Source organism: Pseudobacteriovorax antillogorgiicola, from assembly GCF_900177345.1.
Classification (GTDB): domain Bacteria; phylum Bdellovibrionota_B; class Oligoflexia; order Oligoflexales; family Oligoflexaceae; genus Pseudobacteriovorax; species Pseudobacteriovorax antillogorgiicola.
Genome location: NZ_FWZT01000005.1, coordinates 121,799 through 133,557 on the forward strand (window position 1 = coordinate 121,799; position 11,759 = coordinate 133,557).

Sequence of the window (11,759 nt, forward strand, 5' to 3'; positions counted from 1 at the left end):
CCTAGGCATGGGGCTATCATTTACCCCACTGAATAATAGGCTTCTCAAGCTTTCGATCAAAGTGAGTGGTCCTGAAAAACTCTAGTATCTTTGACTCTATAATCTCTGGCATGGACGAACGAAAGTATTGCTTGGTTCGGTAATCCAAAGGCCAGATTGAGGCAAATTCGATAATCCGGGTCTTGGTTTTGCAGACGGTTCGTACATCAAGAGACATACGCGTTCGGTTCGTGTTTGTAGAGCACTCACCTTCAGGAAATCGCGACTTCATATCTTGAAGCTGTACCTGATGGATTCCTCGCAGGGATTTTTCACTAATTGAGGCCTTGGCGCCAAACTCTTCTTTCATACAACGCACCGTTGCAGGCGTCCCATTGGTCCAATTCATTTCACATAGAAACAAAAACTCATCACCGAAGGCGATGGAGCTAAACATCAAGAAGAGAAGGCCTGAGGCGATGCGATTCATAGCTTTCCTGCATAAAACAACCTATGAAACAATTATACCATCTAGTGAGCCCTTCTGCAGCCAGACTGCCGGATGCTACGGGGATGAGAGCTGCGAGTTTTTGCTACGATTCCACCCCAAAGTCGGGCTAAGCTTCAGCTCCCAACCTTCCCAGAACGACCAAGCTAGCTCCAAACCCTGGACGACCATGATATTGGTGGCGAGAAAGAATATAGCTTCCTCTAGTGGCAAGGTTCCAAACTTGATACCTGTGGTAAACGTGGGTGAAATGGTCCAAATTTCGAGACCAATGGCTAGGGCATCAGCCAGACAAAGGTAGAGTGTGCTGGTCGCAATCACAAAGCAAGACCGCTGTCTTGTTTGCCAAAGCCTGTGACCACCGAGAGAGAATTGCAAAAGCATCACCGGGCAAGCCCAACCCAAAATCAAGCCTAAGTAACGGAACGAATCCGTAAACAGCATGATCCAACCCAAAATGGACAGAAGCAGATAGACCATTGAGCCTGTAAGCCGTGGAACACTATAATCGGGCTGATGAGACTCAGGGCGGAACGGACGACGAACAATATACAGATAAAGTCCGGTGAGCACAGTTTGGAGTACAAAAAAAGCATATTCTTCGATCGGCACATAACCGATAACCCCCAATACCTTATCAGGGCCATACCACCAGATCTTATGCTTCACGAGGTAGTTATCCCAGGGCGTAGTATAAACTACTGCGACAAAACTAAGAAAACCAATGCCGGCAGCCATGACTCGACCTTGCCCTGGAAACTTTTTGCGAACATACCAAATTTCAAGAAGAATCAATGGCACCAAAAATATCAAAAGAAACTGCAGGTAAGTCATCACTTCTCCTTCTTTAGGCTGAAACCCCTGGCAAGCCTTGTAAATGGTGGTGGAGAGCTTTTTGGTGTCGGCCTTTCAACCAAAAGGTTGGGCGTAAGACTCCTAGTAGCGATCGAAACGTGACTAGTATTTTTTCCCAGCGATTGAGGTAGGTGCGTCCCTGCAAGACCTGAAAACCCTGCCGCCTGATTTTATGACCAATAGCCTGATAGACTTTACCTGCCACCATGATTGCCAATCGAGGCCTAAAGGGAATAAATCCGTAGCCCTGTTCGCCACTGGAATAATATTCATCAGCCAGATCAAGATAGTCTGAAACCAAGGCCTGTAACGCGTCGGGTGTCTGGCCTTGATGAGCCAATGCCTGTCGCTCGATCCCTCGAAGCCTTAACTCTTCCTGGGGCAGATAACATCGGCCGTTCTGTGCATCCTCAAGAATGTCTCGACAAATGTTGGTAAGCTGCATTCCGATGCCCAAGTCGAGGGCGAAAGAATTGGCTTTTTCCTGTTTGACTCCGATCACAGGACACATCATCAACCCAACAACCCCAGCAACCTTGTAGCAGTACACTAGGAGATCCTTTTGGCTTTCAATTTCCCCCTTATCTACATCAAACTGAGCACCACTGATCAATTCTTCCGCAAAGCGGTATTCAATTCCCAGCTGCCGAAAGCACTTATGTACTCTTTGCAGCAATTTATGATGAGGTGCGCGAAACTCACGCTTCAGAGCCTCTAAGGCTCCCTTCGCCTCGCTCGGATGGGTCTCATCAGCAGTGTCGTCCACATAGCGGCAGAAGGCATATAACAACGCCACATCCTGAAACCTCTCCTTAGAGAACAGGTGGCTAGCCCAATAGAACGACTTTCCGTGTTCCGCCATGATTTCCTTGGGCTCTTTATTCAGATAAGCATCTTCATCTAAACTCATGATAGGGCTCTCGATTCAGGAATAATCTTTTCCAAAACTTTCGCCGAGCATAGCACTCCCGGCACTCCCGCACCAGGATGTGTGTTAGCCCCTACAAAGTAAAGGTTCTCAAAGTCCTCAGACTGGTTATGGAACCGGAAGTAAGCTGATTGTCGAAAGCTTGGTTCGATGCCAAAAGCAGCTCCATGTTCGCTTTGCAAGTCTTGCTCGAAATAGTTCGGGTCTACATGAAAATCTACCGTTAGGTTCTCCGCTAGCCCAGGCAAAGCTCTCTCCTCTAAGAAGCGATAGATCTTTTCTTTGTAGCGTTCGCCTTCATACTGCCAATTGATGGAACTTTTGTTATTAGGAACTGGAGAAAGAACATAGAAAGCCTCGTGCCCCTCTGGAGCCATACCCGGATCCGTGCGGGTCGGTGCGTGAAGATAGAGGCTAAAATCGTCTGCCAAGACTTTACGGTCGAAGATATCACCTAGCAAGCCTTGGTAGCGAGGGCCTAGTAGGATGGTATGATGAGCCAGCTCTGGATATAGTTTCTTCGTCCCAAAGTAGGCCACAAACAAGCTCATAGAATGAGTTTTTCTGCTCAGGGCACCGTTGGAATGCTTGCGACGATGATGCTCTGGGAGCATATCGCGATAGACCCGCACAGGGTCGGCATTACTAACCACAACATCTGCCTCATAGCAGCGCCCCTCCCTGGTCCAGACTCGTTTCACCTTATCACCACGGGTTTCAATTCGTTCCACTGAAGCATTGGTCAGAACCTGGGCACCATGCCTTTTCAAAAGTTTATCGAATGCCTGCACCAAAGCGGTCGTTCCCCCCTTTACAAAGTGCACGCCCCACTTTCGTTCGAGCCAGTGAATCAAAAGATAGATTGATGTGATTTTAGTTGGGTTACCACCGACCAGAAGCGGCTCAAAGCTGAAAGCCTGTCGCAAGCGCGGGTCTTCGATATACTTTGAAACCAGTGAATAAACACTGCGATAGTTCTGGAGACGAATCATATCGGGAGCAGCCCGCAGCATCGAGACGAAGGTATCAAAAGGTTCGTCTGCCAGCTGGGTGTATCCCACATCGAAAATATCTCGTGCATGCTTGGCAAGCTTGCGATAACCATCCACATCTCTTGGTGATAAACGCTGGATATTATCAATCAAGCGCTCTTCATCACCAACGTAATCAAAGGTGCTGCCGTCGTAGAATTGAATTCGGTAAAACGGATCGATTGGCAGGAGAGTGAAAAACTCTTTCGGGTCTTCCCCTAGCATCTCGAATAACTCGTTTAATAAGTAAGGAGCAGTAATGACAGTCGGCCCAGCGTCAAATATGAAGCCTTGCTCCTTAAAAACCCCGGCACGCCCTCCGATTTGGTCCCTTGCTTCGAGCACCGTAACTTCGTAGCCCTTTCGAATCAAGCGCACAGCGCTCGCCAATCCACCAAAGCCTGAACCGATCACCACTGCCTTTTTCATTCATTACCCTCTCTTTCAAAAGACTCCAGGAAAGGAAGCCTACATGCACTCAACTGTGCGGGGAGTTTAATCGGATTTTTTTGCAAGGCCAAGGCCACCATCGTCGGCACCTTCACGAAAAACGAGCTTGCTGGTCTCGACGGTAGCCCCAGTAGGTAAGTACCCCAAACAATAGAGCATACCCTGCTAGCCAAATGACGTGGTTCAAGGCGAGATCCCGCTTTAAGACGCTAGCCCATACCAGTTCACCATAGTGTCTGGTGGGCAAATACTCCGATATGGTTTGTACAAACTCTGGTAGTATGGTCGGTGGTTTCCACAAACCGCCAGCAAACGTCAGGGGCAGGTAAATCAAATTACCAATGGGAAGGCAGGACTTCTCCCCTGCCCAGTAGCCTAACGCCAAACCCATGCAGCAAAACGATGCTCCTCCAATGAGAAGCACAGCCAAAAATTTAAGCCATTCTAAAAAACTGAGTTCAGCCGGTGTAAAAGCCAGACTTAATAGAATCACGGCCAAGGCGGCCAAGACAGAGAAAAAGAAGGCCGAAAGAAACCTTGCCCCTAAAAAAGCCATTCCGGGAAGAGGTAAGGTTCTCAGATAAAGATACCAGGAACGCGACCGTTCTTGAGCCACTCCAACACCAAGCTGCAAAAAAATTACGCCAAACACCGCGAAAGCTGAGAAGGAGCCGAGGAGCAGATTGGCCGCCAGTGTGTCCTTAGACTCCGGCACCGCAAAGATCATGTAGAAAAGTGATGGAAATGCTACAGTTGAAACCAGATAGGCTGGTTGACGAAGCAACTCCTTCACCATCCACTGAGTATGAATTAGAATCAGCTTCATGATGGGTTCCCTGTGAGGGTCATAAATATATCTTCCAACGATGGCTCTAAGACTCGAAGCCCCGATGCGTCGGGAACCTTCGCGATCACCTCGCGCAAAAGCCTGTCGCTATCAGTGCCATAAGCTCGCCATGAATGGTCTCGACACTTCAAATTACGAGCTTCAAAAAGCTGGATATCCTTCTGCCTGGATTCAAATAACACAGCACGCAAACCGTAGGTCTCCTTGATGTCCGCCACCGAGCCCTCAGTTACAATTTCGCCCTCGTGTATGACAATCACACGATCGGCAAGCTTATCCACCTCATCCATGTGATGAGTGGAAAACAAAACGGATCGTTCCTCTTTGCTGAAGTATTCTCGCAAGACGTCGAAAGTTTGATTCCGCATAGCGATATCCATACCACCTGTAGGCTCATCAAGAAGCGCCAATCGCGGCTCCCCAAGCAGAGAGCAGGCCAATGCCACCCGGCGATGCTGACCACCGCTCAAGCCGCCAATCTTCTTATCCATTAGGGAATGAATATCAAGCTGGTCTAGAACAGTTAAAAACGGTTTTGGAAAGTGAGAGGCAATGGTTTCTATTACCTCATGAACCTTCAAAAAAACAGGGTATTGCACTTCTTGGGCGAGGTACCCCAGTTGACGACGCTGTTTCCTTTGCTGAGGGGAGCCATCAAAGAGTTGAATTGTTCCCCTATCATGATGTCGCAATCCCGTGGCTAAGTTAACGAGTGTGCTTTTGCCTGCCCCATTAATGCCAAGCAGGGCTACGCGCTCCCCTGATTTGATCTTGAACGAGAAATTCCGCAGCGCTTGATGCCTGCCATAAGATTTAAAAACATTTGAAAAACAAAGATACGGCAGCCTGCCTGATTGATCCATATGTCCTACTTAGTACGAAGATGTCACTTGCTGCACTTGATCCTGACAGGGTGTTAATAAGTGCTCAATGGGCCTCACAATATCCGTTATAAGTCTCGTCACGAGTTTTCTCAAGCCCGGATAGCCCTCTAGAAGGGGATGAGCTGCTATGTGAACCATGCGCTCTTGGACATCTTCAATGGCAGCGTCAAGCGTACCATCCGATATAAACTGATCTCGCACCGCTAGAACCTGTTCTTCGCTGACCTGATCCCGATCAGTGTGAAGAAGCTGCTTCGTATCTTTTAGACGATCTGGAAACAACATCAATTGATAGACGATAAGAATCGATATCTTACCTTCACGAATATCACAGCCCACCTCCCGGCGCTGTTTATCCCCATAAAGATCGAGGATATCGTCTTGTAGTTGAAATAAAAGGCCAATGTCAAAAAACAATGTCTCTAGTTGGTTCAGAAAGTCAACATTTGCGGATGACAGAGTCGCTACACCACGGGCCAGCTTGGCGAAAAACGTCGCTGTTTTCCCACCAATACAGGAAAGATAGGATCGATAGAGGTCTTCGCAAGATCCCAGTTCGTTTAGAACAAACTCTTCACATTGACCACCAACCATCCGTGTGGACATCTTTATAAATTCTTTATGAAGCCTAGTTTTCACATCGCTTGGGAGAGGAGCCTCTAGTAAAGCCTGAGGGGCACATAGCAAAAGAAAATCTCCCAAGTTAATCGCCATATTTTCACCATAAACACTCCACATGGTAGGCTGACCACGGCGATAAAGATCTCCATCTTGCAAGTCATCGTGCACTAACGATGCGCAATGCAAAAGCTCGCAGGTAACGGCCCAAGCTCTGGCTTGCTTTAAATCGCAGGCTAGAACATTGGCTAAATGAAAAACAGCTTTTGGTCTGGTAAGCTTGCCTTGTACGGCAAAACAACGTTTGACCATAGGATGAAGTTTTCCAGAGGCGAGTTCATCGACAATCTGATCCATATCATCGAGGACCATGTTTAAAAACTGCTTCTCACTCATTCGATCTTTCAGGTCCGTCGTCATCTGTGAAACCCTGTCACGATTGGCATTTATCCGTAAACTATAGACTAACAAAAGATTAGCGTCTTGCTCTTTAGAAATTTTTTTCTGATAAAGACCTAAGAGCCTAAGCTTAAGTCCTTGTTGATTCCTATTGTTTTTTATTGATGATCTTATCGAAAAGCCACGGAATCAAGATGGATTATTGCAAAATCCTATTGATACAGCTATTTTTTTACCGCAACAATCTAAACCTAAGATGGGAAGGCCGTAAAAAGCCGCCACAAATAGAAACTTGCTCACCCTTGATAATAGCTTAGCTTAAAGATCGGCTCGCTGTTCCAGAGACCTTTGAAAGAAGTCCTTCATCATTGCAGCTGACTCTTTAGCCTGGTTTTGATCCGACGAGGACTGTAGCCAGTGGCTGCAAGTTTCCCAGATCCCCCAAGCCATTTGTAATATTAGATCAATGGGCAAGTCGCGCCTTACACCACCGACCAACTGTCCTGTGAGAATAAAGTCCTCAAGCCACTCGTCGATACTATCGATCCAGGGGCTGGCTGGTGAAGTGGCATGGCGGCTTTCAGACGTGAGTAAGTTCTGGATGAACCGGCCCAGGGTGGGCTTTTGAGAAAGGATGGCCATGAGTGTTTCAAGCTGGACTTCCACCTCGGTCCAAAATTCAGCACCACTGCTCATAGATGGCAGCTCTCGGTTGGCAAGAGCTTGGAAGTCTTTGCTAATCGCAATCAGCAGAGTCATAAAAAGATCCTGCTTGTTTTCGAAGTAGTAGTACATCGTGCCCTTACTCATCCCACAATTCTTGATAATGCGGTTGAATGAGGAGCGTTGATAGTCATGTTCAGCGAACTCTCGGAGAGCGATCGTCATAATCTGAGCAATACGCTCCGTGTCCAAGTTCTCAATCCTTGGGGTCGGCATAGTCTATCCTCAGCGTAAGATTTACCAGCTAATCTAGCATACCAGCCTGAACTCGCCAAAAACTAGAGTGATCCTCTACTTACCTAATATTATTAGGCTATCAATGCAAATTACAGAACGTAAGGGCAAACGCCGACGGGAAGTGAGGTAGGAGGCCACTATGGGTGAGCAAATTTACTTAGTTCTAATTCTTAGCGCGTGGGTTTTCCATGACTTCATGACTTGGGGCCCCTTGGCCAAGGTCAACCTTTCTTGGTTTCTAGGGGAACTGACAAAATCTCCGAACCAAGACCTAAACTTGCCGGCCTCGATTCACACCTCAAGCACCTGGGCCATTGACGAACGTGAAGGCGTCAACCAAATCAGCGGCCGAGAGCAGCACAGCCTGTCGCCATGGGACATGGCTGCTTAGCTTCCGGCCATCCCAGGCAACCTTCCCAATCTGACTCCCTATTTTTTCTGGCTAAACTCAAAACAGCTATTGACTTAGATTCTTCTTTCTTTTAACTTCCTTATCCACCAGGGCGCTACAGCACTGGCTTCCGGGTCTTACAGCCCACCATAAAGGTTTCTATATATTGCACCCTTAGCTCAGCTGGATAGAGCATCAGGCTTCGAACCTGAGGGTCGGGCGTTCGAATCGCTCAGGGTGCGCCACTACTTCCTTCTTACCTTTTTCAATTCCACTAAACTTCGATTCTAGACATGCCGAATCAACATTATGATTTTTTCAATCGAAAATATTCGTGATTATCTCAAAGATCGCCGCAAACGCTCTGTCATTCATAGCTTGGCTAAGGACTTGCCACGGGAGCTGGCCCTAGCCTACGGACAGCAGGAGTTTTACTCTGTTGATCAGCTCTACGAGACCATGGCAAAGAAGAACTATTCTCATCAGTTTGTGATCGAAGCTTTGTGCTTATTCTTGAAGCGAGACGATTTCGATGCTGAGGTCGCGAAGCTTGGAGAAGGCGTTGACTACACCACCAAATGCTATGAGCTAAAGAGATACGGTGTTGGTTTTGGAGTTCCTGAGCCTTCAACAAACATAATCAACGCTACTGGCTACAACCTTATCACTAAGACTTACAAAAGTTGGACTAGCCGTCATATCAATCTTAAATAATCTGGTTGGTCACGATCAATGCGCACTCTCATATGATGAATCAGACAAGGGTTATCCGAACAGTTTGAGGGCAACCTCAAACTTATGACGCTTTACGTTGTTCGTTCAATGGTTGAAGGAGTTTATCAATACTCAAAGGTTTTTCAATGATACCCTCTACACCAGCATTTTGAGCTTTAACTAAGTAGCTAGAGATGCTGGTGCCCGATAGAAAGTAGACCTTTGGAGGACAGAGGTTGAGACGACGGATTTCAGCTAGGACTTTGAGTCCATCCATAACGGGCATATGAATATCCAAATAGAGCAGGTCTACTGGCTGTTTAGTTAAAATTCCTAGGGCTTCGTCCAGAGTTCTCGCTACCTCTACATGACAAATATCTCCTATCATTTCCTGGGCTAAATCGAGGATATCGCTATCATCATCCATTATCATCAGCCTCTTAGATGGTTTTAACACTTGAGTGGCATCCCAGCGAGGGTCTTCAAGTGGAATGACAAGTCGAAAACAACTACCCTCCCCTAGAATGCTTGTTGCTGTTAAATTGCCTCCCATTTTTTGCGCTAGGCCCTTAGATAGCGATAGTCCAATTCCAGTTCCGGAATACTTATCTTGGCTCGCATCATGGACTTGGACAAACTTATCGAAGACTCGCCTCAAATCTTGTGGTGAAATTCCTTGACCTGAGTCACGAACAGAAAAAGAAACCGCTTCAGATCCAGACAATTTTATAGGCTCAATTTTAAGGATAATTAAGCCATTGTGTGTGTACTTAGCTGCATTGCTAAGCAAATTCAAGAGTATCTGTTTCAGGCGGGAGGCATCGGTGTAGAGAGGCTTGACCTGCTCGCTAACTTCGATAGAAAATTGGTTACTATTTGCTACCATCAATGGTGAAACTAGGATCTTTACTTGTTGAGCAAGGTCACTTGGCGATATGTGATTCGGTCTGAGAGTGAATTGCTCTGACTCAACCTTTGCCATATCAAGAATCTCATTTATCAAGCAAAGAAGGTGGCTGCCGGAGCTTTCGATACTCTTCAAATCTTTCTTAATGTCATCGCTTTCAACTTTTTCTGCACAATCAAGATCTTCGATGAGCATCTGGCTATAACCAATAATAGCATTGAGTGGTGTCCGTAGTTCATGGCTAATATTTGATAAGAAGTTTGATTTAGCACGTGATTCCTGGGAAAGACTCCTCACCTTATCAAGTAACTTGATAAAAGATCGCTCCAATTCCGAAATTTCGTCCTCACTATGAATCTGAGCTTGATAGTCGTGATGCTCTTGCTCGCTCAAAGAACCACAAAACTCGCTAATCTTCTTGAGAGGGTCTTTCACGAGCCGCCGAGCCCAGTAAACTATAATCAGCCCAAGAATAGCCGTTTTGACTAGCGAAAGCGCGATGATAAGAAAGGCACGATCAATCGCGTTGGCAAGTGCAAATTGACCATTATAATAAAAAGTCGCAGTTCCGACATCACTCTGTTCGACACCATCTCCTGAGTACATCACTGAAAATTTATAGGGTAGCAATTTATCTTGACTGACAGGACAATCTCTATCCACAACATCTGCTAATACGTCTCCGTTGAAGCTCTTCGGTGATCGAGCTACTGCCCGGCAAATAAGGGGCGCTTCAATCACTCCTTCCAAGCTCGAAGCAAGGGAGTCGCCATCAAAGTTCCAAAGCCCGGTTCCAAGAGCACTTATCGTCATGCCACGATAATCATCCAGTAGTTTGACAACCCGCTCCTCTTCATCGTAGAGCTGAACACCCAGGTGCACCATTGTAATTATAGCTGCAACTGCAAAGTAAGTTGTAAATACCTTGCGCACGAGAGTATTGGATATCTTTTTCACGCTTCCTCCCTCAGCAACTATCGGTGTAATAGTCTACAAATAGAGGCTTAACGTGAAATCTTGTAGTTCAAAAAGTGGTGATCCTGTGGCCAGACCTAGAGAATAACAAGCGAAAGTATCGAAATTTTTCATAAACACTTTCATTTTTAAGCCTATCAGGACTCACGACTTCCCCTACCGGCCATGCAGAATAGAGTTCTATTCCGATATATTCAAAGGCAAAGTTCGCAAGTAGGCAATCACAGCTAATTGCTGCTCAAGGCTTTCAAATTCCCAAGAATGGTCGACTGACAACTCATATCCTGTGCAAAACGAGTTGGGGTTCGTTTCATCAGGTGTGTATGCAGCAGCAGTTATTGCGCCAACGACCTCTATATCGGAACATGTTCCAATCAATAGAGGCCCATGGTCCACGCCTCCTACCTGCTGGTGGCAGCTAGCGCAAGAGGGTGATTCACCAAAGCCGTTATCATACCGCTCTTTACCAACGGCAATTTGCTCAGATGTATAGGTATAAATTTCTACATCAGAACTGATTGATCACCCAAGGAAATGCTAATCGTTGAGCTTCCGGATGCACTTGCATCGAATGTCATCACGTAAAAAAGTCCCGAGGCTGCATTATCCCAGAATTTATCTGTTATCACCAAGCCATCACCTGCTGATGCTGAAATGGAATCAAAATGAGCCTGAAGCCCTGTACTCTCGGTAAGACCCCGTAATAGCTCTACATATTTCACGCTATCTAAATCTATTAAGGTCTGTGCCAAGCTCTGTAAGATCATCTCATTGTCGAACTCACAAGACATAGACGCTAGAGCGTAGTTTGAAAAATTTGATGAAGCATCTTCAACAAACCCAAGAAAGTATTTAAAATCTCCCCCAAAAAGAGTGGTCGTCGCGATACAACTTTGGCCATAGGCTTCGTACTCCCTTTGAAACTGCACAGCTGCAGCATCGAATGCAGCACCCGCAGTCTCTGGGTTTTCACCGTCCCCTGGGATAGGTAAAGGCGCTGCATCCACTGATTCTGGTAGCTCCTCTTCCACCACCGAATCGGCCTCAACAACTTGTGTCTCTTCACTGTCAGAGCTAGAATCAGATGAACATGATACCAATTGCAATGCGGCAACTGCCGCAAGCATCTCCTTGCGAATGTGCATGGAAGTCCCCTTTGAAAATAGATGAGTAGCTCATCTATTCAAGAAGGACGCCAGGTATATGCTACTGTGATTATTAGTTATATACTATAATGACTTGTATAAGACCTTGGCAGTCTCAAGCTTCTAGGGCCTTATTAATCTTTTTTAACTATTACCCTAATAGGTCGG

Annotated in this window: 13 protein-coding genes and 1 tRNA gene; 3 read left to right on the forward strand and 11 right to left on the reverse strand. The window is 46.4% G+C overall.

Going from position 1 to position 11,759, the window contains the following annotated elements; all coding sequences use genetic code 11:
• Positions 1-16: 16 nt before the first annotated feature.
• The 8 genes from B9N89_RS08345 to B9N89_RS08380 all read right to left on the reverse strand — a co-directional run bounded on the left by B9N89_RS08345 (position 17) and on the right by B9N89_RS08380 (position 7,438).
• Positions 17-469 carry a hypothetical protein gene (locus B9N89_RS08345; protein ID WP_132317461.1) on the reverse strand — a complete coding sequence of 151 codons (453 nt, stop codon included), beginning with the start codon at positions 467-469 and terminating at the stop codon, positions 17-19.
• A 75-nt stretch (positions 470-544) separates the two neighbouring features.
• The gene (locus B9N89_RS08350) at positions 545-1,321 is read right to left on the reverse strand and encodes a lycopene cyclase domain-containing protein (RefSeq protein ID WP_132317459.1); all 777 of its coding nucleotides are present in this window, start codon (positions 1,319-1,321) and stop codon (positions 545-547) included.
• Positions 1,322-1,334: 13 nt separating this feature from the next.
• A complete protein-coding gene (locus B9N89_RS08355; RefSeq protein ID WP_132317457.1) occupies positions 1,335-2,252 on the reverse strand; it encodes a phytoene/squalene synthase family protein in 918 nt (305 codons plus the stop codon).
• The gene (locus tag B9N89_RS08360; protein ID WP_132317455.1) at positions 2,249-3,730 is read right to left on the reverse strand and encodes a phytoene desaturase; all 1,482 of its coding nucleotides are present in this window, start codon (positions 3,728-3,730) and stop codon (positions 2,249-2,251) included. The genes B9N89_RS08355 and B9N89_RS08360 overlap by 4 nt, the downstream gene beginning before the upstream one ends.
• Before the next feature lie 112 nt (positions 3,731-3,842).
• Complete coding sequence (locus tag B9N89_RS08365; protein ID WP_132317453.1) at positions 3,843-4,577, reverse strand: ABC transporter permease; 735 nt, start codon at positions 4,575-4,577, stop codon at positions 3,843-3,845.
• On the reverse strand, positions 4,574-5,461 hold the full coding sequence (locus B9N89_RS08370; RefSeq protein WP_132317451.1) for an ABC transporter ATP-binding protein: 888 nt from the start codon (positions 5,459-5,461) through the stop codon (positions 4,574-4,576). Before B9N89_RS08370 ends, B9N89_RS08365 begins: the two co-directional genes overlap by 4 nt.
• A 9-nt stretch (positions 5,462-5,470) precedes the next feature.
• Positions 5,471-6,520 carry a polyprenyl synthetase family protein gene (locus tag B9N89_RS08375; protein ID WP_132317449.1) on the reverse strand — a complete coding sequence of 350 codons (1,050 nt, stop codon included), beginning with the start codon at positions 6,518-6,520 and terminating at the stop codon, positions 5,471-5,473.
• 297 nt (positions 6,521-6,817) lie between these two features.
• Positions 6,818-7,438 carry a TetR/AcrR family transcriptional regulator gene (locus tag B9N89_RS08380; protein ID WP_132317447.1) on the reverse strand — a complete coding sequence of 207 codons (621 nt, stop codon included), beginning with the start codon at positions 7,436-7,438 and terminating at the stop codon, positions 6,818-6,820.
• 160 nt (positions 7,439-7,598) lie between these two features.
• On the opposite strand from B9N89_RS08380, the gene B9N89_RS08385 reads away from it, so the two are divergent.
• The 3 genes from B9N89_RS08385 (at position 7,599) to B9N89_RS08395 (ending at position 8,564) form a co-directional block, all read left to right on the forward strand.
• Entirely contained in the window at positions 7,599-7,850 is a 252-nt protein-coding gene (locus tag B9N89_RS08385) for a hypothetical protein (RefSeq protein ID WP_132317445.1), read from the forward strand.
• Between the two features lie 168 nt (positions 7,851-8,018).
• Positions 8,019-8,095 (forward strand) — tRNA-Arg (locus B9N89_RS08390).
• 64 nt (positions 8,096-8,159) lie between these two features.
• Complete coding sequence (locus B9N89_RS08395; protein ID WP_132317443.1) at positions 8,160-8,564, forward strand: DUF6559 family protein; 405 nt, start codon at positions 8,160-8,162, stop codon at positions 8,562-8,564.
• An 82-nt stretch (positions 8,565-8,646) separates the two neighbouring features.
• Here the strand turns inward: B9N89_RS08395 and B9N89_RS08400 are convergent, their stop codons facing one another.
• From B9N89_RS08400 to B9N89_RS08410, 3 genes are all read right to left on the reverse strand, one after another.
• On the reverse strand, positions 8,647-10,428 hold the full coding sequence (locus tag B9N89_RS08400; RefSeq protein WP_132317441.1) for an ATP-binding response regulator: 1,782 nt from the start codon (positions 10,426-10,428) through the stop codon (positions 8,647-8,649).
• Between the two features lie 198 nt (positions 10,429-10,626).
• Positions 10,627-10,842: a hypothetical protein gene (locus B9N89_RS08405; protein WP_132317439.1), complete on the reverse strand. Its 216-nt coding sequence runs from the start codon at positions 10,840-10,842 to the stop codon at positions 10,627-10,629.
• 107 nt (positions 10,843-10,949) lie between these two features.
• Positions 10,950-11,591, reverse strand: coding sequence for a hypothetical protein (locus B9N89_RS08410; RefSeq protein WP_132317437.1), 642 nt, complete (start codon positions 11,589-11,591; stop codon positions 10,950-10,952).
• Positions 11,592-11,759 lie beyond the last annotated feature (168 nt).